At 68.5% G+C, this 24,316-nt stretch carries 23 protein-coding genes; 10 read left to right on the top strand and 13 right to left on the bottom strand.

Going from position 1 to position 24,316, the window contains the following annotated elements; all coding sequences use genetic code 11:
* Positions 1 to 98: 98 nt before the first annotated feature.
* Entirely contained in the window at positions 99 to 869 is a 771-nt protein-coding gene (locus tag B0E52_RS05075) for an RDD family protein (protein ID WP_077482295.1), read from the bottom strand.
* Positions 870 to 949: 80 nt separating this feature from the next.
* Positions 950 to 2,824: a tRNA uridine-5-carboxymethylaminomethyl(34) synthesis enzyme MnmG gene (gene mnmG / locus B0E52_RS05070; RefSeq protein ID WP_077482294.1), complete on the bottom strand. Its 1,875-nt coding sequence runs from the start codon at positions 2,822 to 2,824 to the stop codon at positions 950 to 952.
* A 620-nt stretch (positions 2,825 to 3,444) separates the two neighbouring features.
* Here mnmG and B0E52_RS05065 point away from each other — a divergent pair.
* Positions 3,445 to 3,624 carry a hypothetical protein gene (locus B0E52_RS05065; RefSeq protein ID WP_254426709.1) on the top strand — a complete coding sequence of 60 codons (180 nt, stop codon included), beginning with the start codon at positions 3,445 to 3,447 and terminating at the stop codon, positions 3,622 to 3,624.
* 75 nt (positions 3,625 to 3,699) lie between these two features.
* Here B0E52_RS05065 and pepN read toward each other — a convergent pair whose 3' ends face one another.
* Positions 3,700 to 6,351, bottom strand: coding sequence for an aminopeptidase N (gene pepN, locus B0E52_RS05060; protein ID WP_077482292.1), 2,652 nt, complete (start codon positions 6,349 to 6,351; stop codon positions 3,700 to 3,702).
* Positions 6,352 to 6,443: 92 nt separating this feature from the next.
* Between pepN and B0E52_RS05055 the strand changes: the two genes are divergently transcribed.
* On the top strand, positions 6,444 to 7,442 hold the full coding sequence (locus tag B0E52_RS05055; protein WP_077482291.1) for an aldose epimerase: 999 nt from the start codon (positions 6,444 to 6,446) through the stop codon (positions 7,440 to 7,442).
* Positions 7,439 to 8,386 carry a pyridoxal-phosphate dependent enzyme gene (locus tag B0E52_RS05050; protein ID WP_077482290.1) on the top strand — a complete coding sequence of 316 codons (948 nt, stop codon included), beginning with the start codon at positions 7,439 to 7,441 and terminating at the stop codon, positions 8,384 to 8,386. The genes B0E52_RS05055 and B0E52_RS05050 overlap by 4 nt, the downstream gene beginning before the upstream one ends.
* A 7-nt stretch (positions 8,387 to 8,393) precedes the next feature.
* On the opposite strand, the gene B0E52_RS05045 is transcribed toward B0E52_RS05050, so the two are convergent.
* Together B0E52_RS05045 and B0E52_RS05040 are read right to left on the bottom strand one after the other, a co-directional pair.
* Positions 8,394 to 9,518, bottom strand: coding sequence for a sterol desaturase family protein (locus B0E52_RS05045; RefSeq protein WP_077482289.1), 1,125 nt, complete (start codon positions 9,516 to 9,518; stop codon positions 8,394 to 8,396).
* A gap of 205 nt (positions 9,519 to 9,723) precedes the next feature.
* A complete protein-coding gene (locus B0E52_RS05040) occupies positions 9,724 to 10,605 on the bottom strand; it encodes a DMT family transporter (RefSeq protein WP_077482288.1) in 882 nt (293 codons plus the stop codon).
* A gap of 124 nt (positions 10,606 to 10,729) precedes the next feature.
* Between B0E52_RS05040 and B0E52_RS05035 the strand changes: the two genes are divergently transcribed.
* From B0E52_RS05035 to B0E52_RS05020, 4 genes are all read left to right on the top strand, one after another.
* A complete protein-coding gene (locus B0E52_RS05035; protein WP_077482287.1) occupies positions 10,730 to 11,302 on the top strand; it encodes a DNA-3-methyladenine glycosylase I in 573 nt (190 codons plus the stop codon).
* A 151-nt stretch (positions 11,303 to 11,453) separates the two neighbouring features.
* Positions 11,454 to 11,954, top strand: coding sequence for a nuclear transport factor 2 family protein (locus tag B0E52_RS05030; RefSeq protein WP_077482286.1), 501 nt, complete (start codon positions 11,454 to 11,456; stop codon positions 11,952 to 11,954).
* A 53-nt stretch (positions 11,955 to 12,007) separates the two neighbouring features.
* Positions 12,008 to 13,102 carry a histidine kinase gene (locus B0E52_RS05025; RefSeq protein WP_077482285.1) on the top strand — a complete coding sequence of 365 codons (1,095 nt, stop codon included), beginning with the start codon at positions 12,008 to 12,010 and terminating at the stop codon, positions 13,100 to 13,102.
* Positions 13,099 to 13,848, top strand: a complete 750-nt coding sequence (locus tag B0E52_RS05020) for a LytTR family DNA-binding domain-containing protein (RefSeq protein WP_077482284.1) — start codon at positions 13,099 to 13,101, stop codon at positions 13,846 to 13,848. Before B0E52_RS05025 ends, B0E52_RS05020 begins: the two co-directional genes overlap by 4 nt.
* Positions 13,849 to 13,987: 139 nt before the next feature.
* On the opposite strand, the gene B0E52_RS05015 is transcribed toward B0E52_RS05020, so the two are convergent.
* The 8 genes from B0E52_RS05015 to B0E52_RS04980 form a co-directional block, all read right to left on the bottom strand.
* Positions 13,988 to 14,812: an SDR family oxidoreductase gene (locus B0E52_RS05015; RefSeq protein WP_077482283.1), complete on the bottom strand. Its 825-nt coding sequence runs from the start codon at positions 14,810 to 14,812 to the stop codon at positions 13,988 to 13,990.
* 30 nt (positions 14,813 to 14,842) lie between these two features.
* Positions 14,843 to 15,865 (bottom strand): zinc-dependent alcohol dehydrogenase family protein, encoded by a 1,023-nt coding sequence (locus B0E52_RS05010; protein WP_077482282.1) that lies wholly within the window; start codon positions 15,863 to 15,865, stop codon positions 14,843 to 14,845.
* A gap of 23 nt (positions 15,866 to 15,888) precedes the next feature.
* Positions 15,889 to 16,698, bottom strand: coding sequence for an SDR family oxidoreductase (locus tag B0E52_RS05005; protein WP_077482281.1), 810 nt, complete (start codon positions 16,696 to 16,698; stop codon positions 15,889 to 15,891).
* Positions 16,699 to 16,775: 77 nt separating this feature from the next.
* Positions 16,776 to 17,768 carry an aldo/keto reductase gene (locus B0E52_RS05000; RefSeq protein ID WP_077482280.1) on the bottom strand — a complete coding sequence of 331 codons (993 nt, stop codon included), beginning with the start codon at positions 17,766 to 17,768 and terminating at the stop codon, positions 16,776 to 16,778.
* Between the two features lie 39 nt (positions 17,769 to 17,807).
* Positions 17,808 to 18,701 (bottom strand): aldo/keto reductase, encoded by an 894-nt coding sequence (locus B0E52_RS04995; protein WP_077482279.1) that lies wholly within the window; start codon positions 18,699 to 18,701, stop codon positions 17,808 to 17,810.
* A 20-nt stretch (positions 18,702 to 18,721) separates the two neighbouring features.
* Positions 18,722 to 19,738 carry an aldo/keto reductase gene (locus B0E52_RS04990; protein WP_077482278.1) on the bottom strand — a complete coding sequence of 339 codons (1,017 nt, stop codon included), beginning with the start codon at positions 19,736 to 19,738 and terminating at the stop codon, positions 18,722 to 18,724.
* 17 nt (positions 19,739 to 19,755) lie between these two features.
* Complete coding sequence (locus tag B0E52_RS04985; RefSeq protein ID WP_077482277.1) at positions 19,756 to 20,157, bottom strand: cupin domain-containing protein; 402 nt, start codon at positions 20,155 to 20,157, stop codon at positions 19,756 to 19,758.
* The gene (locus tag B0E52_RS04980; RefSeq protein WP_077482319.1) at positions 20,154 to 20,486 is read right to left on the bottom strand and encodes a carboxymuconolactone decarboxylase family protein; all 333 of its coding nucleotides are present in this window, start codon (positions 20,484 to 20,486) and stop codon (positions 20,154 to 20,156) included. The genes B0E52_RS04985 and B0E52_RS04980 overlap by 4 nt, the downstream gene beginning before the upstream one ends.
* A gap of 106 nt (positions 20,487 to 20,592) precedes the next feature.
* On the opposite strand from B0E52_RS04980, the gene B0E52_RS04975 reads away from it, so the two are divergent.
* From B0E52_RS04975 to B0E52_RS04965, 3 genes are all read left to right on the top strand, one after another.
* A complete protein-coding gene (locus tag B0E52_RS04975) occupies positions 20,593 to 21,489 on the top strand; it encodes a LysR family transcriptional regulator (protein WP_077482276.1) in 897 nt (298 codons plus the stop codon).
* A gap of 224 nt (positions 21,490 to 21,713) precedes the next feature.
* Positions 21,714 to 23,138, top strand: a complete 1,425-nt coding sequence (locus tag B0E52_RS04970; protein WP_077482275.1) for a sugar porter family MFS transporter — start codon at positions 21,714 to 21,716, stop codon at positions 23,136 to 23,138.
* Between the two features lie 76 nt (positions 23,139 to 23,214).
* On the top strand, positions 23,215 to 24,240 hold the full coding sequence (locus tag B0E52_RS04965; RefSeq protein WP_077482274.1) for a LacI family DNA-binding transcriptional regulator: 1,026 nt from the start codon (positions 23,215 to 23,217) through the stop codon (positions 24,238 to 24,240).
* Positions 24,241 to 24,316: the final 76 nt, after the last annotated feature.

Here is a 24,316-nt window from a genome sequence, read left to right as displayed (position 1 = left end):
GCACCGGGGGCGACCCGGTGCCGTTGTCATTTTGGCCTTGCGTGAGGAGGCCTGCGCGCGAAGGGGCTGTTCGTTGCGGGCCGTACCTCTGTTTGTGCTCAGGCGCTGAACGAGCCGCCGCTGGCAGAAGACTTCACGGGTGCGTTCCTGAACTCGCTGGCGCGGCCGTTCAGTACCAGGGTGCTCGCGATCATGTCGTGCAGGCCCTGCTTGCGGCGGGTGAAGGCCACCATGATGAAGCCGATGAACATGATCAAGACGCTCAGGTATTTGGCGAAGAAACGTCCGGTGGCACGGAGGAAGCTGATGCGTGCTCCCTGCAGGTTGGTGACGCGGACGCCGAGCGCCAGCTTGCCTACGGTGGCCTGCCAGGCCGAACTTTCGCAGAACGCGAAATAGAGCCAGGTCAGCACCGTGGTCAGCAGGTTGTATGGCCACATGCTGCTGTAGAAATGCTGGTAGGCCTGCATCAGGGACGTGCCGCTGAGCATCTCCTGCTTCATCGCCTCCTCGGCCGCCGAGGCACCAAAAAACGTGCCTATCACCTTGAAAACGATGGTGAGCAAGATCAAGTCGAGGATGTAGGCAGCCACGCGCTTCCAGAAGCCGGCGTGGTCCTCCAGCGCCGCGGCGGTGGTCTGCGGCAGGTTCTGCATCGGTGCAGAGGGCGCCGAGTAGGGGTTGTCGGCGGCGGGGGCGGCGTCGGGCGTCACGTCGGGGAAAAGGGTCGACAGCGGCTGCCAGTCGGCGAGCCCTTCGCGCCAGGCGAGGTCGCTGCCTTTCACCTGGCCGCTGCGCAGCCACTGCCGCACTTCCTCTTCCTTGTAGGGGCCGTGGCGCTCGCCGTCCCGTCCGATCCAGATTTCCATCGTGCCTGCTCCTCGCGCTGGTGAATGCTGGCATCATGCCACGGCGCGTGGCGGTGGAGCGCGCCGGACGGCGGGGCAGCTCAGGCGGCGTGGCGCTTCAGGTGCACCAGCAGCAGCGAGATCGCGGCGGGGGTGACGCCGCTGATGCGGGCGGCTTGGCCCAGCGTGGCCGGCTGGCTGCGCTTGAGCTTGAGCAGCACCTCGGCGGACAGGCCGCGCACGGTGTCGTAGTCGAAGCCGGTGGGAATCGCGGTCTGCTCGTGGCGGCGCTGGCGGGCGATCTCCTCGCGCTGGCGTTCGAGATAACCCGCGTACTTGGTCTGCACCTCGACCTGGGCGGCCACGTCCTCGCGCGTTACCGCAGGGCCGAGTTCGGGCACCGCGGCGAGTTTCGCGTAGTCCAGTTCCGGGCGACGCAGCAGGTCGAGCGCATTCGTTTCGCGGCTCAGCGTGATGCCGAGCTGGCGCTCGATCGCCGCGCCCAGCGCGTTGGTCGGCGCGGCCCACAGCGCGCCGAGACGCTGCGTCTCGCGTTCCACCGCCTCGCGCTTGGCGCGCAGTGCGTCGACGCGCGCCTGCGGCACTACGCCCAGCGCGTGGCCCTGCTCGGTGAGGCGCAGGTCGGCGTTGTCCTCGCGCAGGTGCAGTCGGTATTCGGCGCGCGAGGTGAACATGCGGTAGGGCTCGATCGTGCCGTTGCTGGTGAGGTCGTCGATCAGCACACCGAGGTAGGCCTCGTCGCGGCGCGGGTACCACGGCGCCTTGCCCTGGGTGGAAAGCGCGGCGTTCAAGCCGGCGATCAGCCCTTGCGCACCGGCTTCCTCGTAGCCGGTGGTGCCGTTGATCTGGCCGGCGAAGTACAGGCCGGGAATCGCCCTGGTCTCCAGCCACGGGTTGAGGCCGCGCGGGTCGAAGTAGTCGTACTCGATGGCGTAGCCGGGACGGGTGATGTGCGCCTGTTCCAAGCCCTTGATCGACCGCACCAGCGCCAGCTGCACGTCGAATGGCAGCGAGGTGGAGATGCCGTTCGGGTAGATCTCGAACGTGTCCAGGCCTTCCGGCTCGATGAAGATCTGGTGCGAGGCCTTCTCGGCGAAGCGCACCACCTTGTCCTCGATCGACGGGCAGTAGCGTGGGCCGGTGCCTTCGATCTGGCCGGTGTACAGCGGCGAACGGTCCAGCGCGCCGCGGATCAGCTCGTGGGTGTGTTCGGAGGTGTGGGTGATCCAGCAGCTGACCTGGCGCGGGTGTTCGCTGCGCGAGCCGAGATAGGAGAACACCGGTGCCGGATCGTCGCCGTGCTGCTCCTCCAGGCCCGTGAAGTCGATGCTGCGACGGTCGATGCGCGGCGGTGTACCGGTCTTCAGCCGGTCGGCCGCCAGCGGCAACTCGCGCAGCCGCGAAGCCAGCGCGCTGGCCGGCGGGTCACCGGCGCGGCCTCCGGCGTACTGGGCGGGGCCGATATGGATCTTGCCGGCGAGGAAGGTGCCCGCCGTGAGCACTATGGACCCGGCGCGGAAGGAAACGCCCATTTGCGTCATCACGCCGGTTGCACGGCCGCCTTCCATGATCAGGTCGTCCACCGCCTGCTGGAACAGGTCCAGGTTCGGCTGGCTTTCCACGAGGTGACGTATCGCGGCACGGTACAGCGCGCGGTCGGCTTGGCAGCGGGTGGCGCGTACCGCGGGGCCCTTGGAGGCGTTGAGCGTGCGCCACTGGATGCCGGCGAGATCGGCGGCGTGCGCCATCGCGCCGCCCAGCGCGTCGATCTCCTTCACCAGGTGACCCTTGCCGATGCCGCCGATGGCCGGGTTGCAGCTCATCGCGCCCACCGTCTCGATGCTGTGGGTGAGCAGCAAGGTGCGCGCGCCGGTGCGCGCGGCCGCCAGCGCAGCCTCGGTGCCGGCGTGGCCGCCGCCGATCACGATCACGTCGTAGTGGGTGGGGTGGAGCATGGTTCCGTACAAGCTGAAAACCGGGGTGGCTATGGTACTGCGTGCATTTTGCCGCGGTTTGGCATGCAACCTGCTTGACCCCTCTCGCACTTTCATGGGCAGCGGCGGTGCGGAAACGCACGCCGGGATCGGGAGGACAGGGGCCTGATCGCGTGCCGTGAAAGGAAGCAGGACGGCGCCCCTCGGGGCGCCGTCGTTTTTTGCGCGGTAGGGCCATAAATGGCCGCCCGTCGATTTCCGCGACCACGGATGATCGCAGGGAAGGATTGCTTCCGCTGAAAGCACGAAACCCCCGCAGTGCGGGGGTTTCGTTGTTCAGATCTGGCGCCCGGCGGTCTCAGGAACAGGGGGAATCCAGGATGACCGTATTGCCGGGCGCCAGAAACCGTGAAACTTGAGGGCTTGGCCGTCTTTGCCGCCAGACCGTGGGTCGATATTCGTCGCACTCACGTGAACATGCGGTGACTGAAACGGGACTTTTTGCCGGCATGTGGCACTTGCTGACGCCCGGCGTCAGTCCCGGGAGGCGGGCCAGGCGGACGATGTGATGCAAATCACACTCTGGCACGACCGATGCATCTCCCCAGGCAAACAGGACACCAGGAGACGACGCCATGGGCATGAACATCGATTTTGAAAAGTTCTTTCCGCATCACGACCTGCTGATCGAGATCGGCCGGATCGAGATGGCGATGGAAACCCTGCAGGAGCGTGCCGAGAACGAGCGCGTGATGCTGCAGCCGCGGCTGGAGTCGCGCATGGTACGGCTGCGCACCGCGCTGAAGAGCCTGCCTGTGTGAAGTGGCGCCGTGGGGCCGCGCGACGCGCGGCCCCACCAGAGATGCAGCGGCGGCGCCAGGCCGCCGCTTTGCGTTTCAGCCCCTGAGCATGTTGCCCACGATTTCGGCGAGGTTGCGCGAGAGCCTGTCCTGGGCTGCCAGTCCGGCGAGCGCGTCGCGGGCCGCGTCGCGGCGCTGCGGTTCCAGCCGTTGCCAGCCGTTGAATACGGTGGCGAGCCTGGCGGCGATCTGCGGATTCAGCGCATCCAGCGCGAGCAGGTGCCTGGCGTAGTAGCGGTAACCCGCGCCGTCCGCGCGATGGAAGCCGGTGGGGTTGCCGCTGGCATAGCTGCCCAGCAGGGCACGGGCGCGATTCGGATTCTTCAGGGTGAAGGCCGGGTCGGCTTCCAGCGCCTGCACGCGGGCCAGCGCGCCCTCGCCCGGCAGTTGCGCCTGCAGTGCGAACCACTTGTCCAGCGCCAGCGGATCGTCTGCGTAGCGAGCGCGGTAATGCGCCAGCGGCTCGACGCTGCGCGTGGCGCCATGGCGTGCCAGCACGGCGAGCGCACCGAGGCGGTCGGTCATGTTCGGTGCGTCGCGGTACTGCACGGCGGCGTGATCGCAGGCCAGCGCCGGGTCGAGCAGAGCAAGCAGCTGCAGCACGCGCTGTTTCAGGCGGCGGCCGGCCTGGCTGGCGGCATCGAGCGCGGCCGTGGTCTGCGCGGCGAGCCGGCGGAAACGCGCATCCAGCCGCTCGGCGCCGAGGCGCGCGGCCAGGCGTTGCTGCAACTGCTGGCGCAGCGCGTGGATGCGGGCCGGGTCGACTACCGCTTCGCGCTCGGCCAGTTCGATCTCGCCGGGTGGCGTGAGCAGGTCGGCAAGCAGGGCGGCATCGAGTTGCGCGTCGTCGAACAGTGCAGCCAGCGCGTCGCACCAGGCTGTGACGGCCTGCGGGTCGCTGCCGTCGCGCAAGGCATCGCAGGCGCGCAGGGCGAGCTGCTGGCCGGCTTCCCAGCGGTTGAAGCCGTCGGGATCGTGGGCGAGCAGCAGGGCGAGTTCGGCCGGCGCGTAATCGCATTCCAGGATCACCGGCGCGGAGTAGCCACGCAGCAGCGAGGGCACCGGGCGTTCGGCCACGTCGCGGAAAAGGAAGCGTTGTTCGGCGTGATCGAGCACCACCACGAGTTCGGTGCCGCCGTTGGCCGTCTGGCCGTCCAGATGCAGTGGCAGCATGTGGCCGTCGGTGCCGAACAGTGCCAGCTTCACCGGGATCGGCACGGGCTGCTTGTGTGGTTGCTGCGCGCTGGGCGGCGTGTGCTGCGCCAGCGTGAGCGCGTATTCGCGGCGTGTGGCGTCGTAGTCGCCGTGCGCCTTGATGTGCGGCGTGCCGGCTTGGCCGTACCAGGCGAGATAGGGCGCGAGGTCGACGCCGTTCGCCTCGCCCAACGCGGCGAGGAAATCCTCGATGGTGGCGGAGCGCCCATCGTTGCTGCTGAAGTACAGGTCGGTGCCACGGCGGAAGCCGGCCGCGCCAAGCTTGCCGGCCAGCATGCGCACCAGTTCGGCGCCCTTCTCGTACACGGTGGCGGTGTAGAAGTTGTTGATCTCGTGGTATTCGGCGGGGCGCACCGGGTGCGCCAGCGGGCCGGCATCCTCGGGGAACTGCGCGCGGCGCAGCAGCGCCACGTCCTCGATGCGCTTCAGCGGCGCCGAGTTCATGTCGGCCGAGAAGCTCTGCTCGCGGAACACGGTGAAACCTTCCTTGAGGCTCAGCTGGAACCAGTCGCGGCAGGTGACGCGGTTGCCGCTCCAGTTGTGGAAGTATTCGTGCGCCACCACCGCTTCCACGCGGCGGTATTCGTCGTCGGTGCTGGTATCGGCGTCGGCCAGCAGGCATTTCGCGTTGAAGATGTTGAGGCCCTTGTTCTCCATCGCGCCCATGTTGAAATCGTGGGTGGCGACCACGTGGAACACGGCCAGGTCGTAGTTGCGGCCGTAGGCCTGCTCGTCCCAGCGCATCGAACGCTCCAGCGCGTCCATCGCGTAGTGGCAGCGCTCGATGGCGTCGGCCTCGGCCCAGATCTTCAGCTGCACGTCGCGGCCGTCGGCGGTGCGGTAGTCGCGCTCGATCTTCTCCAGCCGACCGGCGACCAGGGCGAACAGATAAGAGGGCTTGGGATGCGGATCGACGAAGCGTGCCCAGTGGCGGCCACCTTCCAGCTCGCCCGCGCCGTCGGGATTGCCGCCGGCCAGCAGCACCGGGAAGCGCGCTCGATCGGCGCGCAAAGTCACGGTGTAGCCGGACTGCACGTCCGGGCGATCGGGGAAGTACGTGATGCGGCGAAAACCCTGCGCCTCGCACTGGGTCAACAGGAAGCCGGTTTCGCGCGGGCCGGAGAGGTACAGCCCTTCCAGCGCGGTGTTCGCGGCGGGCTGCACGCGCACCCGCGTTTCCAGCACGCTGCCGTCGCGAGCGCCGTCCACTTCCAGGCCGCCATCGATCGTGCGGTACGCCGTCGTCGGCAGCGGCTGGCCGTCCAGCGCGATGGACAGCAGTTCGAGATTTTCGCCGTCCAGGCGCAGCGGTTCGTCCTGTGCAGGATCGCGGCGCAGCAGCAGTTTCGCGGCCACCTCGGTGGCGTCGATGCCCAGCTCGAAATCCAGCTCCACATGTTCCACCCGCCAGGCCGGCGCCCGGTAATCGGCGAGGCGGATCGGCAGGCTGGCGGCATCGGGGCGGGCGTTCATGCGTTGGCACATCGTGGCGTGGGGACGGATCAGGCTAACATGCGGGGTCTCTTCCCCGCCTTCAACTTCCCCGCTTTCGATTGGAGCTTGCGATGACGCGTTTCCACGCCGCCGAGGCCATGCTGGGTTCGCAACCCGTGGTGCAGCTGGAGGATGTCGTGGCCGGCCGCCGCGTGCGCATCGCGCGACTCGGCGCCGCGCTGCTGAACTTCGAGGCGAACGAGGGCGGCGCGTGGCACGACTACGCCGACGGCTACCGCGACGATGCCGAGATCGCCGCGCATTCCGGCTCGCGCTTCGCGATCATGGTGCCGTTCGCCGGCCGTATCGCCGACGCGCGCTACAGCTTCGACGGCGAGGCACAGGATCTGCAACCCGGCGTGGTCGGCGCCGCGCGCGCCAGCCGCCACGGTTTCGTGCGCGGCACCACGTTCGAACTGGCTGCGCTGGGCGCCGACGATGGGCAGGCGCAGGTGACCCTCGCCACCACGGCGATCCGTCCGCGGCCCGGTTACCCGCACGCGATCGACCTCGCGGTGACATTCACGCTGGACGCCGCCGGCCTCGCGCTGGAGGTGGTGATGCGCAACGTGGGCGACAGCGTGGCACCGTGCTTCTTCGGCTGGCACCCGTATTTCCGGTTGGCCGACGCCACCGTGGACGGCTGGGAACTCACGATCCCCGCCGAGACCCTGGTGCGCACCGGCGCCGACCTGATCGCGTTGCCGGGCGAGGCGGCCTACGTGGCGCTGGACGATGCGCCCGCGCTGGATTTCCGCGAGCCGCGCGTGATCGACGACCGCATCATCGACCAGGGCTACACCGACCTGCAGCCCGACGCCGACGGCCGCATCCGCACGCACTTGCGCGATCCGGCCAGCGGCCGCGCGCTGGTGGTGTGGCAGCAGCACGGCCTGATGCACGCCTTCACCTCCGATACGATCAGCCGCGACGTGCGCCGCGCGATCGCGCTGGAGCCGATGGAGTGCATGGCGAACGCGTTCAACCGGCCAGAGTGCGCGGACGCGATCCGCTTGGCGCCGGGTGAGGAACGGCGCTATCGCTGCGGCGTGGAAATCGTCGCGGCATGAGCGCGCTGCCCGGCATCGACGCCGTCCGCGATGCCGCCGCACGCATCGCGCCGCATGCGGTGGTCACGCCGGTGCTGCGCAGCGCGGCACTGGACGCGCTGGCCGGTGCCGAGCTGCACTTCAAGTGCGAGCACCTGCAGCGCGGCGGTGCGTTCAAGTTCCGCGGCGCCTGCAACGCGGTGTGGTCGCTGACGGACGCCGAAGCCGCGCATGGCGTGGTCACGCACTCCTCGGGCAACCACGGCAACGCACTGGCGCTGGCCGCCGCCACCCGCGGCATCGCGGCGCACGTGGTGGTACCCGAAGGCGCGGTGCAGGCCAAGCTCGACGCGATCGCGCGCGCCGGAGGCATCCTGCATCGCTGCGCGCCCAGCCAGGCGGCGCGCGAGGCGATGTGCGCCGAAGTGCAAGCGCACACCGGCGCCGCGCTGGTGCATCCCTATGCCGACGCGCGGGTGATGGCGGGGCAGGGCACGATCGCGCTGGAGCTGCTGCGCCAGGTGCCGGCGCTGGATGCGCTGATCACGCCCGTCGGCGGCGGCGGCCTGGCCGCGGGTGTGGCCATCGCCGCGCATGCGCTCAAGCCGGAACTCGCGCTGTTCGGCGCCGAGCCGGCCGGCGCCGACGATGCGGCGCGCTCGCTGGCGGCGGGTGAGCGTGTGATCAGCGTGGTGCCGGACACGCTGTGCGATGGTCTGCGCGCGCTGGTGGGCGAGCCCAACCTCGATGCCTTGCGCGCGCAACGCGTCGAGGTCGTCACGGTGAGCGACGCGGGGACCGTTGCCGCGATGCGCCTGCTGTGGAGCGAGCTGAAGCAGGTGGTGGAAGTGTCCAGCGCCACCGTGCTGGCGGCGATCCTCAAGCAGCCGCGGCGTTTCGCCGGCAGGCGCGTGGGCGTGGTGCTCACCGGCGGCAACGTCGATCTCGACGCGTTGCCCTGGTGAGAGCCGCTCAAGCCGTCGCGGATTCCTCGACGGTCGTGGCGTCCGCCGCCACATCCGCCGGCGCGGTGCCTACGTTGCCCGGCTGATGATGCGCCAGCGCGTGCAGGTCGAGCTGGGCTACCGGAACCGGGCGCAAAGTCACCGGATCGAACGCCACCTCGCCGGGTTTCCAGCCTTCCGGCCGGAATACCGTGCACAGGAAGCGCTTCGTCGAAGCCCAGTGCAGGCCGATCAGGCCGTGGTTGTTGTCCGCGTCCACCACCGGGTCGCCCACGCCGGTGGGGCGCGGCGGCTCGCCGTACAGCGCGGTGCCAAACAGCACGTCCCAGATCGAGAACACCTGGCCGTAGTTGCAGTTGTGCAGCTTCGGCCGCTCCGGGTCCACCAGCATGTGGTGCAGGCGGTGGAACTTCGGATCCACGAAGACGCGCTCGAACAGCCGGCCGAAGCCCAGCCGGGTGTTGGCGTGCGAGAGGTTCTGCACCAGTTCGCCCAGCAGCATCAGCCAGGCGAACTCGTCGGGATCCACGCCCATCACCAGGCCCACCACGGCGAGGATCATCGACTGGATGAAGCCGTCGATCAGGTTGCCGCGGTCGTTGGTCCAGCAACTCATCTGCCGCGTGCTGTGGTGCATGCTGTGCAACGCCCACCACCACGGCAGCGCGTGCTGGGTGCGGTGCATCCAGTAGTACGTGAAGTCGTACAGCACGTAGTACGTGCCGAACAGCAGCCAGGGGTGGCCGTTGAACCACGGCACCAGGGCCGTCAGCGCAAGCGGCGAGCCGGTGCTTGACGTGGCCGCGTCGGCGCCGCCGAACAGGTGGCTGAACGGCATCAGGATCAGGTAGGTGAACAGCGGGAAGATGCCCATCAGCATCATCACCGTGTAGTTGCGGTCCACCAGGGTGAGCTTGCGGTCGGTCCACTTTTCCGCGGGGAAGAAGGTTTCCAGCGGGCGGAACAGGAAACCGATGATGCCGATCTGCAGCGCCGCGATCAGCAGCGAGGCGGCGATATCGCGCGGGTCGCCGGAGAGCTTGCCCAGGTGCAGCAGGTCGAGCACGGGCGCCACGGCGTGGCTGCTCAGCCAGTCGACGAGGTGGGACCAGAGTTGGAGTGGCGAGAACATCGGCAAATTCGCGGGGGGAACGGCAGTGCGCATGATACCGCCACGGTTTCGGCGTCGCGCTGAATGCGCGGCGCGTGAACTTGCGGTGGAAAGGAGTGCTTGAAGAGGAGTGAGAAGTGAGAGAGGAGCAGGGCGCGCCGCCTCCCATGCTTTCTCTATCTACTGACTCCTCTTCACTCACTTGTCGCCATCGCGCACGGCACTGCTACCGCCGCAGCCGCACGCCGCTCACCGCGCACAGGCCGAGCAGCACGAAGCCGATGCCGATCCACTCCATCGTGCGCGGTTGCTCGTCGAGGATCGCCCACGCCAGCAACACGCCCACGATGGGCACGCCCAGGCTGCCCACGCTGGCCAGCGTGGTGGGCAGCCGTCGCAGCACGATCGACCACAGCCACCAGGCAAGGCTGGACGCCATCAGTACGCTGTAAGCCAGCCCCGCGATGAAGGCGCCGCTCCACGCGATGCCCCGCTGCGGCACCGCCAGCGCCACGATGCCCAGCGCCACGCCGCCGGCCAGCATCTGCCACGCGGTGAGGCCCAGCGCGGACACCGCGTGCCGACGGAACAGCCGCTTGCTCAGCACCGTGCCGCCGGCCCAGGCCACGCCGCCTGCGATCGCCAGCACCGTGCTCGTCGCGTTGCCCAGTCCGCGCCACGGTTCGATGATGCAGATCAAGCCGATGGCGGCGAATGCGATGCCCAGCCAGTGCCGGCCCGTGGGCCGTTCGCGCAGGATCAGCCAGGCCAGCAGCACCGCCCAGAACGGCATCGTGTACGCCAGCAGCGCCACGTGGCCCGCGCCGCCACTGACCAGTGCCCACTGTTCCAGCCCCTGGAATGCCGCGGTCTGGCACAGGCCGATCAGGATGGTGGGCAGCAGCGGCGGCGGCTTCAGCGACTGCCGCGCCAGCAGCAGCGCCGCGAACAGCACCGCCGCGCCCAGCAGGTAGCGCAGCGCCGCGAAATCGAACGGCCCCGCATAGGCCAGCACCTGCTTCATCACCACCCAGCTGTAGGCCCACAGGACTATCGTGGCGAGCAGCGCCAGCACGGCGCCGCGTTGGGAGTTGGACGATGCGGTCATCGATGGCGAGCAAGTGGAAAGGCGCGAGTGTAGCCGCTGCGCTCCCTCACCCGCTTGCAGCGGGAGGCCGGGAGGGGGTTCACTACCGCCCTTCGCGCGCAGCGCGCCGTATCGGGATCTCCGCATGCACCGTTGCCACTGGGCCAGCGCCGACGATGCGCTGATGTGCGCCTACCACGACACCGAATGGGGCGTGCCGCTGCACGACGACCACGCGTTGTTCGAGTTCCTGTGTCTGGAAGGTGCGCAGGCGGGCCTGTCCTGGCGCACCGTGCTGGCCAAGCGCGACAACTACCGCAAGGCCTTCCATGGTTTCGACATCGCCCGCGTGGCGGCGATGAAGGAGCGCGAGCTGGAGAAACTGCTGCTCGACCCCGGCATCATCCGCAACCGCCTCAAGGTGACCGCGGCACGCGACAACGCGATCGCCGCACAGCAGGTCATCGCCGAATGCGGCAGCCTGGATGTCTACCTGTGGTCCTTCGTGGACGGCAAGCCGCTGCGCCATCGCTGGAAGGACCGCAGCGAGGTGCCCGCGAGCACGCCGCTGTCCGACCGCATGAGCAAGGAGCTGAAGAAGCGCGGTTTCCGCTTCGTCGGTACCACCATCTGCTACTCGCTGCTGCAGGCCACCGGCATGATCAACGATCACCTGGTCGGCTGTTTCCGGCACCGGGAGTGCGCCGCCCTGGCTTGAGGTGCGTGTCTATTTCGCTGCAGATGGACCGAATCGACAGCAGGCATCGGCGCCTTGGCGCAGCGCAGGCACGGCTCGCCGCAGCGTGCTGGCGCGCCGGTCGTGGCGACGTGTGCAATGGGTTTGCCCACCCACTGCCCACGGAGTTCCCATGAAGAAGAGCCGATGGTTTGCCTTGCCGCTGCTGGTTGCATTCACCGTCGCGGCGCAGGCGGCCACCCCGTCGCCGCCGGATGCGCAGACGCAGATCCAGCAGGTGATCGTGACGTTCCAGACAGCGCTGATCGCCAAGGACAAGGCCGCACTGGAAAACCTGTTCATGCCCGAAGGCGGTGCCTGGTTCGAGGTGCTGGGCGACGATGCATATCGCCAGCTCAGCGCGAAGCATCCGCAGATGCCGCGCTTCCATGCCGACAACTACCGGCATTTCATCGACTTCGTGGTCGGCAGCAAGGGCCGCATGGAGGAGCAGTTCTCCAACGTGCGCATCGCGACGGACGGCGCGATCGCCTCCGTGTATTTCGACTTCGTGTTCCTCGCGGATGGCAAGGTCAACAACCGCGGCCACGAGGCCTGGCAGCTGGTGAACACCGGCAACAGCTGGAAGATCAGCGCGATGGCGTATTCCAGCGAGCCGACGCAGCTGCGCTAGAGTGAAGCGACGGCAGGCGACCTGTCTGCCGTCGCTGCCGGAAGCCCCTGCGCATGAGCCTTGCCGCACCCGCCGTCCGCCGCGGCGCCGATGTCCCGTTCTGGCTGCCGCTGCTGGCCGGCCTGCCGCTGGTGCTGTGCATGGCGGTGATGGCGCTGCCCGAACTGGGACGTGGCCGCGCGGTGGATTTCCGTGCGCTGTACGCGCTCACCTATCTCGTGTGGATCGTGCCGATGGCGGCGGCGCAGCGCGGGCTGCGGCGGCGCGGCGTGTCGTGGTGGCTGGCGATCCCCGCGCTGCTGGCGCTGAGCTATGCCATGTCGTTGGCCAACAACGCGCTGGGCGAGCTGCTGGCGATCCGGCTCGGCGCGCTGCCGCGCTTCGAGTGGAAGTTCCTGTTCCAGCAGCTGGACAGTTGCTGGCTGGCGCTGATCGCGTTCGCCGCCGTGCATGCCGTGGTGGACCACTACTCGGCGCTGCAGGCCGAACGCGAACGCGTGCGCGAGATCGCCGCGCAGGCGCGCGACGCCGAGCTGCGCGCGCTGCGCTACCAGCTGCAGCCGCATTTCCTGTTCAACACGCTCAACGCGATTTCCACCCTGGTGGCCAAGCATCACAACGATGAGGCGAACCGCATGCTGGCCCGGCTCGGCGACTTGCTGCGCGCCACGCTGGACAGCGGCGAGGCGCACGAGGTGACCTTGGCCGAGGAGCTCGCGCTGGCCGGGCATTACCTCGACATCGAGAAGGTGCGTCTGGGCGAACGCTTGCGATTGGACCTGCGCATCGGCCCCGAGGTGCTGCAGGCGGCGGTGCCGCCCTTGCTGCTGCAGCCGCTGCTGGAGAACGCGATCCGCCATGGCATCGCGCCGCGCCTCGCGCCCGGCCGCGTGGCGTTGGTGGTTGCGCGTGACGGCGCGATGCTGCGGCTGTCGCTGCGCAACGACGGCGTGCCGGCCGCGCCCGATGCGACGGGCGACGAGGTGCGTCCCGCCGCGATCGGCCTGCGCAACGTGCGCGAACGGTTGGCGCGGTTGTACGGCGAGGCGCAGCGTTTCGAGTTCGCGCTGGCCGACGACGGCGGTTGCGCGATCGACATCGCGTTGCCTTGCCGCAACCTTGCGGCATCCGTGCCGGAGCCGGCGTGACCTTGCGCGTGCTGGTGGTGGACGACGAGCCGCTGGCGCGCGGCGGCGTGCACGCGCGGTTGGCCACGCAGCCGGACGTACAGGTGATCGGCGAATGCGCCGACGGGGAGGCGGCACTGGCGGCGATGCGCGCGCAGCGCCCCGACCTGGTGTTCATCGACGTGCAGATGCCGGGACTCAACGGTCTGGATGCGCTGGAACGCCTGTCGCCGCCGGAGCGCCCGCTGGCGATCCTGCTCACCGCGCATGCGCAGTTCGCGCTGCGCGCCTTCGCCGTGCATGCGCTCGATTATCTGCTCAAGCCGATCGATGATGAACGCTTTGCCGACGCGCTCGACCGTGCACGGCAGGCGCTGGCGTTGCGTCGGTGCGACCCGGCCACGCCTGTTGCGACACCGGCCTGGGCCAACCGCTTCGAGGTGCGGCTGGGCCAGCGCGTGCGGCTTGTGGACGCGGCGCAGATCGATTGGATCGAAGCGCAGGGCGACTACGCCGGCCTGCACACGGACGGGCAACTGCACCTGCTGCGCGAACCGCTGCACCGCCTCGTCGCGCGGCTGGATCCGGCGCAGTTCGCGCGCATCCATCGCTCGGCCATCGTGCGGCTGGACCGGGTGGCCGAACTGCAGGCGCTGTCCAACCGCGACAGCCTGCTGCGCCTGCACGACGGCACGCCGTTGCGTGCCAGCCGCACCTATGTGGACGCGCTGCGCGCGGCGTTGCTGGCGGTCGGCACCCCGGCTTGAGCACCGGGTCGCCTGCCTGCGCCATCAAGGCAGCATGACGAGAGAAGAAGCCGATTCGTGCCGCTTCTTTTGCCTGCAGTGGTGGCCGCCGTCCCGGTGCAGTCCGGAATGGAATTCACCCTCCGCCATGCTTGGGTCGTCAGGATTTTCCCGCGTCGGGGCCGTAGTAGAAGTTGGCCGTCGCCCCGCCATCGATCAGGAAGTCGCTGCCGGTGATGAAGCCGCCATCCGGTCCCATGATCAGCGCCGCCAGCGCCGCGATCTCGTCGGGGGTGCCCGCGCGGCCTGCCGGCATCTTCTTCAGCATCGCCTGATAGAAATCGGCGCGTTCGCCATGCAGCTCGTCGTGGGCCAGCGGCGTCACGATGATGCCGGGGCTGATCGCGTTGATCCGCGCGCCGCGCTTCGCCCAGTGGATGGCCTCGCCGCGCACCCGGAGTGAGTTGCAGCGCTTCGACATCTGGTAGGCGTGCAGCGTGTCCTTGACGTTCCTGACGAAATCGAGCGCCAGCAAGTCTTCCGCTGGCGCGGTGGCGAGGAGTGCATCCTGTGCGGCAGTCAGCGCGGGCATGCGATAGCCGGACTGCGAGGAGATCACCACGCCCGAGCCGCCTTCGGCCATCACCTTGCCGAATTCTTCGAGCAGCATCGCGGTGCCGTAAAGATCGACCTTGAGGATCGCCTCGATGGGCGCCTGCGACGGCGACACGCCTGCCGCCTGCACCAGCGCCTTGATCGGCCCGAGTTCTCGGGCCTTGCCGACCACGGCCTGGATCGTGCTGCGATCCGAGACATCGGCCTGCATGGCGGTGGCTTCGAATCCGGCCTGTTCGAGCAGCCTCGCGGCCGCGCCGGCGGCTTCCTGGCGGTAATCGGCCAGCAGGACATGGCGGCCGCTGCTGATGCGGCGGGCGATCGCCTGGCCAATGCCGCCCGCGCCGATGACGACGGTGACGTCTTTCATTTCGGTACCCCTTTCGAAGTCATGGGTGGATCACGCATCCACGCGCAGCAGGGTCTTGATGGCGCGGCGTTCGTCCATCGCCCGGTAGCCCTCGGCCACCTGCGCGATCGGCAGGACCAGATCGAAGACCTTGCCCGGCCGGATCGCGCCCTTGAGCACGCGATCCATCAGGTCGGGCAGGAAACGGCGCACCGGCGCCGGGCCGCCCAGCATGCGGCGCTGCGAGAAGAACAGCTTCTGGCCGTCGAAGCTGACGCCATGCGGAACGCCGACGTAACCGATGGTGCCGCCGGGGCGGCAGACGCCCATGGCCTGGTCCATCGACTCGCCCATGCCGACGCATTCGAGCACCGATTCCGCGCCGACGCCGTCGGTCAGGTCCATGATGCGGGCGATGCCGTCGGCGCCGCGTTCGGCGACGATGTCGGTGGCGCCGAACTCGCGCGCCAGTTGCTGGCGCGTGGCGTGGCGGCTCATCGCGATGATGCGTTCGGCCCCCATCTGGTTGGCGGCAAGCACGCCCATCAGCCCGACCGCGCCGTCGCCCACCACCACGACGGTGCCGCCCTTGCGCACCTGCGCGGCATCGGCCGCGTACCAGCCGCTGCCGAGCACGTCGGACACCGCCAGCATGTGCGGGATCATGTCCGCGTCCGGCATCTCCACGGTCGCGACCAGCGTGCCATCGGCCAGAGGCACGCGCGCGTAGGGCGCCTGCGCGCCGGTCATGAACTCGCCCTGCTGGCAGGAGGAGTGGAAGCCGAACGCGCAGTGCGGGCAGGTGTTGTCGGACAGGCAGAAGGAGCCGACGACGAACTGGCCGGGCTTCACCGTCTTCACTTCGGAACCGACCTCGACCACCACGCCGCAATATTCGTGGCCCATGTGGGCCGGGCCGTTGCGCTCCGACAGGCCGCGGTATGGCCACAAGTCGGAACCGCAGATGCAGGTGGCGGACAGTTTGATGATGGCGTCGGTCGGCTTTTCGATCCGCGGATCGGAAACCTGCTCGTAGCGGACATCGCCCGGGCCGTGCATGACGGTTGCGTACATGGGTTGTCTCCTGTGTCGCTTGATCAGTGGGTGTCGGATGTTGGCGCCTGGCGGTTCTCAAGTTGCCGCAGGTCGTCGCGGATTTCCTGCGGCTCCTGGTCCAGCGGCATGTTCGCGGCATCGCCGACGCCATCGGGTGCGCCGGCGTCATCAGCCTTTACTGCGGCGAAGAGCGGCGCCAGGTTCTGCTGTTCGGGACCAGCCTCGGCGACCAGCTCGAAGGTCTTGTTGCTGGCCTCCTCCAGCGTGAGGCTGGCCACCAGCACCTCGGCGATCTGGCGGCGAGCGATCACGCCGTCGGCGGGCGTGCCGGCGTGCCGTGTGTCACCCTGGAGCAGCACCAGCCTGTGCTGGTCGACATCGTTGTAGTCGAACCAGCCCGGCCGCACGATGGTGTAGACGTTGCCACTGGCGCGCAGCAGTCGTTCGGAACGGCGCTTCCAGTCGTGCGCCTCGGTCTTGCGATTGTAGGAACCGGCGCGGTCGGTGACGCCGATGGCGGTCATCAGCGCGATGCGCAGCTTGCGCCCGCCGAGCGCGAACAGGACGTTGCGCACGCCGCCGTAGTCGATGGCGCGCGTGTCGGCCTTGCCGCCGTTGGAGCCGTGCGTGAAGACGATGGCGTCCACGCCGGCGACCGCTTGCGCCAGCGTGTCCGGCTGCGTCAGTTCGCCGACCACGATCTCCGCCTGCGCAGGCAAGCCGGCCGCCTTGCCACGGCTGCGCACCAACGCGCGTACCGCATGGCCGCGACGCAGCGCTTCCTCGACGACGTGACGACCGACGCTGCCGGTCGCGCCGACGCATAGCACGGTCAGCCTTCCCCGAGTCATGGCTTGTTCCTCCTAGAATCATTGGTTCCCGCACAGCCATAGGACAATGACTGTGCGGGACGAGTCGTCGTGCGTCCTCACATCATGCCCAGCACTGGATGCGTGACGTAGGGTTTTTCGAGCGCCTGGATCTCTTCATCGGAAAGCTTGATGTCCAGCGCTGCGACGGCCTCTTCCACGTGTTTGATCGCCGTCGTCCCGACAATGGGCGCGGTGATGTAGGGCTTGCTGAGCATCCACGCCAGGGACATCTGGGCCATCGAAATGCCACGTGCCTTGGCCAGGGACTGCATGTTGTCGATGACCACCTTGTCCAGGTCGTTGGTGCCATCCCAGACCCACTTGGAGACCTGGTCGATCTTCACGCGCGGCGTCACCGTTCCCCATGGATGTGCCAGACGGCCACCGGCCAGCGGGCTCCACGGCGTCAGCGCAACCTTGCGATCCCGGCATAGCGGAATCATCTCGCGCTCTTCTTCGCGGTAGATGAGGTTGTAGTGGTTCTGCATGGCGACAAACTTGGTCCAGCCGTTCGTCTCGGCGATGTTCTGCAACCGCTCGAACTCCCACGCATACATGGTCGAGGCGCCGATGTACCGAGCCTTGCCGCTTTTCACGACATCGTGCAGCGCCTCCATGATTTCTTCCATGGGGGTCAGCGGGTCCAGCCGATGGATGGTGTAGAGGTCAACGTAGTCGAGACCCAGCCGCTTCAGGCTCTTGTCGATTTCGCTGAGGATGGCCTTGCGCGACAGGCCGCCGCCGTTCGGCTTGCCGGGGCGCATCTCCATGCGCACCTTGGAGGCGACGACGATGTCGTCGCGGTCGAGCTTGAATTCCTTGATGAGTTTGCCAGTCACCTCCTCACTGGTACCCAGTTGGTACACGTTGGCCGTGTCGAAGTAGTTGATGCCCAGCTCGATCGCCTTCTTGAAAATCGGCTTGGCATCCTCGAAGTCCCGGGCCCAGGGGAACAGGCCGTTTTCACTGCCGGGCTTGCCGAAACTCATCATCCCGAGACCGATCTTCGAAACGTCGACGCCCGTGTTTCCGAGTTTGATGTATTTCATGTTGTTCTCTGCCTAAGTGATGTGTGAGTGCTCCGGCCCTCATGCCTCGGGAATCGGTCGCTTCAGGAACCCGGGCTGGGGCTGCTCGGGATCGGGACCGCCGCGCACTCCCTTGTCGAGCGCATCGATGGACACGAGCTCGTCGTCGGTGAGCGAGAAATCGAAGATGTCGAAGTTCTCGGCGATCCGCGCCTTGCGCGTCGATTTGGGGATGACTTGGCGGCCCTGCTGGATGTGCCAGCGCAACATGACCTGGGCCGGCGTCTTGCCATGCCGCTGACCGATGCTCACGAGCGTTTGGTCGGTGAACGTGCTGGTCGCCTCCGCGCCGTAGTAGTGGGTGATTCCGCCAATGGGCGACCACGCCTGGGTGAGGATGCCGGCGGCGGTATTGGCCGCCAGGTTGGCGACCTGGGTGAAGTAGGGGTGGAGCTCGATCTGGTTCACGGCCGGGACGACCGCGACCTCGGGCAGGAAGCGCGCCAGGATCGCGGGCGTGAAGTTGCTGATGCCGATCGCGCGCACCCGGCCATCGGCGAGCAGTTGCTCCAGTGCCCGGTAGGCCGCGACCGTGAGCGCGAAGTCCTCGACCCGCGGCTGGTGCAGGAGCAGCAGGTCGATGACGTCGACACCGAGCTTGCCGGCCGACTTGTCGAAGGCGTGCAGCGCCGCGTCGTAGCCGTAGTCGGTGACCCACAGCTTGGTCTCGATGATGACCTCGGCACGGGCGATGCCGGAGCGGCGGATGGCCTCACCGACCTCGCGCTCGTTGCCGTAGGCCGCCGCGGTGTCGATGTGCCGGTAGCCGGTCTCGAGCGCCGCGAGCACGGCGGCAGTGGTTTCCGCCGGCGGCGTCTGGAACACGCCCAGCCCGATGGCCGGGATCTCCACGCCGTTGTCGAGGGTGAAATGCGGGACGATGGGCTCATTCATGGTGTTTCTTCCGTCTTGGATCAGCGGCTTGCCGGCGCCGCGTCACGCCCGACCATCGCCAGTTGCGGCGCCGCGTAGCGCTCGCCCGCGATGTGGATTTGCGCAGCTGCGGTTTCGATCTCGCGCAGGTCGGCATCCGGGAGTTCGACGGCGGCCGCGCCGAGGTTTTCCTCCAGCCGGTGCAGCTTGGTGGTGCCCGGAATCGGCACGATGTAGGGTCGTTGCGCCAGCAGCCAGGCCAGCGCGATCTGCGCGGGCGTGGCGCCATGGGCTTCGCCCACCCGGCGCAGCAAGTCCACCAGCGCCTGGTTCTTCTCCAGCGCTTCCGGCGCGAAGCGCGGCACCGAGTTGCGGAAATCGCCTGCACCGAACGTGGTGTCCTTGCTCATCGCGCCGGTGAGGAAGCCCTTGCCGAGCGGGCTGTAGGGCACCAGGCCGATGCCGAGCTCGTCGCAGGCAGCGAGGATGCCGTTGGTTTCCGGTCCGCGCGTCCACAGGCTGTATTCGTTCTGCAGCGTCGCGACCGGCAGCACCGCGTGGGCACGGCGCAGCGTCGCCACGCCGGGCTCGGACATGCCGAAGTGTTTCACCTTGCCTTCGGCGATCAGCTCCTTGACCGTGCCGGCCACGTCCTCGATCGGCACGGCAGGGTCGACGCGGTGCTGGTACAGCAGGTCGATCGTTTCGACGCGCAGGCGCTTGAGCGAGCCATCGACGGCCTGGCGGATGCGTTCCGGCCGGCTGCTGACGCCGCGGTTCTCGCGCGTTGCGAAGTCGATGTCGAAGCCGAACTTGGTGGCGATCACCACCTGGTCGCGCACCGGCGCCAGCGCCTCGCCCACGACTTCCTCGTTGGTGAAGGGGCCGTACACCTCCGCCGTGTCGAAGAAGCCCACGCCACGATCGACCGCCGCGCGGATCAGCTCGATGCCGTCCTGCTTCGACAGCGACGTGCCATAGCTGAAGTTGATGCCCATGCAGCCGAAGCCGATGGCGGGGACTTCGAGTCCGCTGTTACCGAGTTTGCGCATCTGCATTTTCGTTGCCTCTGAGGTCATGGCCGGTATTGTTCGTCGCTGACCGGCTCCATCCACTCCACGGCCTTGCCATGTCCGTCGCGTTCCGCGATGGCGATGTGCGACATGGGTGTGGTGGACGTGGCGCCGTGCCAGTGCCGCTTGCCGGGTACGCAGGTGATCACGTCGCCCGGCCGGATTTCCTCTTTCGGCTCGCCTTCGCATTGATGCCAGCCCAGGCCGGCAACGACGATCAGGGTCTGGCCCAGCGGATGCGTGTGCCAGTTGCTGCGCGCGCCCGGCTCGAACGTGACCAGGGCGCCGCCGGCGCGTGCCGGCGCCTCCATTTGGAACGGCGCGTCGATGCGTACGGTGCCGGTGAAATACTCGTTCGGCCCCCGCACCGATGGCCGCGAGCCGTTGCGCTGGATGGTGCTCATGATTCGACTCCTGCTTCTTCGAACACGCGCCGGGCGATCGCCAGCGCCGTGCTGGCCGTCGGCCAGCCCGAATAAAAGGCCAAATGGGTGATCAGCTCGACCAGTTCGTCCCGCCTGACGCCGTTCTCCAGCGCCTTCTTCAAGTGGAACGACAGCTCGTTGCTGCGATACAGCGACACCAGGCTGGCGACCGTGACCAGGCTGCGGTCGCGCGGCGACAGGCCGGGGCGTTCCCAGACTTCGCCGAACAGCACCGTGTCGGTGTACTCGGCCAGTGCCGGCGCGATGTCGCCGAAGGCCTTGCGGGCGGTATGGGTTGGATCGGACATGATGTTCACGGCGCGCGTTGGGGTGGGGTGAACCGTCAATCTATCGCCGCTGCCGCCCTTCGATAAGCTGGTAAAGTCCGCATGTACTTTTGAGCAGATCTCAGCAATGCCGCGCGCAAACCTGAATGATCTTTCGGCCTTCCTGGCGGTGGTGCGGGAGCGCAGCTTCACCCAGGCCGCGGCCAGGCTGGGCGTCTCGCCGTCCGCCCTGAGCCATACGCTGCGCGCGCTGGAAGAACGACTGGGCGTGCGTCTGCTCAACCGCACCACCCGCAGCGTGGCACCCACGGAAGCAGGCGAACGCCTCTGCCGCGCGGTCGGCCCACGCCTCGAGGAGGTCGAGGCGGAGCTTGAGGCACTGGGCGAATTGCGCGCGAAACCGGCGGGCACGATCCGCATCTCGGCCAGCGACTACGCGGCCCATGCGCTCCTCTTGCCCCGGCTCGCGGGGTTGCTGCCGCGCTACCCCGACCTCAAGGTCGAGATCAGCATCGACGACCGGCTGGTGGACATCGTCGCCGAGCGTTTCGATGCGGGCGTGCGCGAGGGCGAGCAGGTGGCGAAGGACATGATCGCGGTGCGCATCGGCCCGGACCTGCGCATGGCCGTGGTCGGCGCGCCCGCCTATTTCGCCACGCGGCCGCGGCCGAAGCAGCCGCAGGACCTGACCGCGCACAACTGCATCAACCTGCGCCTGCCCACGCGCGGCGGCCTGTATGCGTGGGAGTTCCAGAAGGGCCGGCGCAAGTTGAACGTGCACGTCGAAGGCCAGTTGGTCTTCAACCAGCCCGGCGCCATGCTCAAGGCGGCGTTGGCGGGCGTTGGGCTGGCCTATGTGCTGGAGGACGTCGCCATGCCGTACCTCGACGACGGGCGCCTCGAGCGCGTGCTGCACGACTGGTGCCCGCCCTTCCCGGGCTACCACCTGTATTACCCCAGCCGCCGCCAGGCCTCGCCGGCATTCGCGCTGCTGGTCGAGGCCGTGCGCCACCAGGCACCGTGATGGCCGTGGCGCACCGGCCGTCGCGCCATCCCCCCGTCGGCTACTTCCCGGGCCTCCAGGATGACGCGCCGCTGTGTGCTCGTCGCATTCGCGAGGGAGCTCTGCGCATGGTCGGCACCCCGGCCTGAGCGCCGCCGCCTGCATACGTATTCAAGGCGACGGCGCGGCGATGGCGCGGCAAGAATCGTAGCCTTGTCGGTGGGCACGCCACGGGGAGGGTCGCGATGAGCGCAACGGGCAGTGTGGAAGAGAGGGGCGGGCAGCGCGCGACCGCGCGGGTGGTGCTGATCGCGGCGGCGGCGGCGCTGGGCGGTTTCCTGTTCGGCATGGACACGGCGGTGATCAACGGCGCCGTCGACGCGGTGCGCGCCGGGTTCGGCCTGGGCGCGGGGCAGATCGGTTTCGCGGTGTCCTGCGCGTTGCTGGGCTCGGCCGTGGGCGCCTGGTACGCGGGCACGCTGGCGGACCGCTGGGGTCGCGTGCGCACCATGCAGGTGGCGGCGACGCTGCTGGCGGTGAGTGCGCTGGGCTCGGGCCTGGTGCATGGCGTGTGGGACCTGGTGCTGTGGCGGCTGGTCGGCGGTACCGGCGTGGGCATGGCCTCGGTGATCGCGCCCGCCTACATCGCCGAGGTGTCGCCGGCGGCGATCCGCGGCCGACTGGGTTCGATGCAGCAGCTGGCGATCGTGCTGGGCATCTTCGCCGCCCTGCTCAGCGACGCCTGGCTGGCCGGCGCGGCGGGTGGCGCGGAGAAAACCTTGTGGTTCGGACTCGAGGCCTGGCGCTGGATGTTCCTCGCCGCGGTGGTGCCCGCGCTGGTCTACGGCACGCTGGTGCTGGGCGTGCCGGAGTCGCCGCGCTACCTGGTGGCGCGCGGTCGGCTGGACGAGGCGAAGGCGGTGCTGCGCCAGGTGCTGGGCATGGACGACGAGCTGGCGCTGGAGGCCAAGCTCGCCGACATCGGCCACAGCCTGCGCATCGAATACCGCCCGCGCCTCGCCGACCTGCGCGGCAAGTGCGCGGGCCTACTGCCGGTGGTGTGGGTCGGCATCGCGCTGTCGGTGTTCCAGCAGTTCGTGGGCATCAACGTGATCTTCTACTACTCGTCCACGCTGTGGCATTCGGTGGGCTTCAGCGAGGCCGATTCCTTCAGCATCACCGTGGTCACCTCCATCGTGAACGTGCTGATCACCCTGGTGGCGATCGCGCTGGTGGACCGCATCGGCCGCAAGCCGCTGCTGGTGATCGGCTCGGCGGGCATGACAATCACCTTGGCGCTGATGGCGTGGTGCTTCTCGCAGGCCAGCGGCAGCGGCGCTGCGCTGGTGCTGCCGCACGGCGTGGGCATGCTGGCGCTGGTGGCGGCGAATGCCTACGTGGTGTGCTTCGGCGTGAGCTGGGGGCCGGTGGTGTGGGTGCTCTTGGGCGAAATGTTCCCGAACTCCATCCGCGCGATCGCGCTGGCGGTGGCCGCGGCGGCGCAGTGGCTGGCGAACTTCGCGATCACCAGCAGCTTCCCCGCGCTGGCCGAGCTGGGCCTGCCGTTCGCCTACGGCTTGTATGCCGCCTTCGCGCTGCTGTCGCTGCTGTTCGTGCTGCATGCCGTGCGCGAGACGCGCGGCATGGAACTGGAAGAAATGCGCGGATAGGAACTTGCGATCCGCGACACGGTACGATGCGGGAACGGGCGGCACGGCGCCGCCCGCGCCACGCATCGGGTCGCGGATGAAGGGTAAGGCCACATCGTTCGACATCGCCCATCTGGCCGGGGTCTCCCAGTCCACGGTGTCGCGCGCGCTGCGCGGCAGCCCGCTGGTCAGCGAGGAGACCCGCCGGCGCATCCAGTCGGCCGCCGACACGCTGAACTACAAGGTGGACAAGAACGCCTCCAACCTGCGCCGCCAGCACACCGGCACGCTGGCGCTGCTGCTGTTCGAGGACCCCACGGCCGACGACTCGCACATCAATCCGTTCTTCCTGTCCATGCTGGGCTCGATCACCCGCGCCAGCGCGCAGCAGGGCTACGACCTGCTGATCTCGTTCCAGCAGTTCTCGCGCGACTGGCACGCCGACTTCGCCGGCTGCCAGAAGGCCGACGGCCTGATCCTGCTCGGCTACGGCGACTACCAGTCGCACCGCGACAAGCTGGAGAAGCTGGTGGCGCAGGGCACCCGCTTCGTGCGCTGGGGTGCGGTGCTGCCCGGCCAGCCCGGCGTGTCGATCGGCTGCGACAACTTCGAGGGCGGCCGCGCGGCCACCGCGCACCTGCTCGAACAGGGTTGCCGGCGCATCGCCTTTCTGGGCGATGCCACGCCGCACTACCCGGAATTCCACGAGCGCTACCGCGGCTACGCCGCCGCGCTGCGCGAAGCCGGCCTGGCGGTGGACGAGGCGCTGCAGGCCGACGCCGAGACCACCGAGCGCGCCGGCTACGAGGCGGCCGAACTGCTGCTGGAGCGCGACGTGAAGTTCGACGCCGTGTTCGCCGCCAGCGACCTGATCGCGATCGGCGCGCTGCGCGCCCTGGCGGAGCGCGGCCTCGCGGTGCCGCAGGAGGTGGCCTTGGCCGGCTTCGACGACATCCCCATGGCCAGCTTCGTCAACCCCGCGCTCACCACCGTGCGGCAGGACACCGGCAAGGCTGGCGAGGTGCTGGTCGACGAGCTGCTGCGGCTGATCCGGGGCGAAGGCGGCGAGAGCGCGATGCTGCCGGCGGAGCTGAAGGTGCGGCGTTCGAGCCTGCGGCAGTAACCGATCCCGGCGCCGCCCGTGCTTCACATTGTTAACCCCCGACCTCTGGCATAACCTGCCCACCAATACAGCACAT

It is taken from the genome of Rhodanobacter sp. C06 (assembly GCF_002001105.1).
Taxonomy (GTDB): domain Bacteria; phylum Pseudomonadota; class Gammaproteobacteria; order Xanthomonadales; family Rhodanobacteraceae; genus Rhodanobacter_A.
The sequence above is the reverse complement of the archived record's forward strand: the minus strand, read 5'-3'. Positions and strand labels throughout refer to the sequence as shown.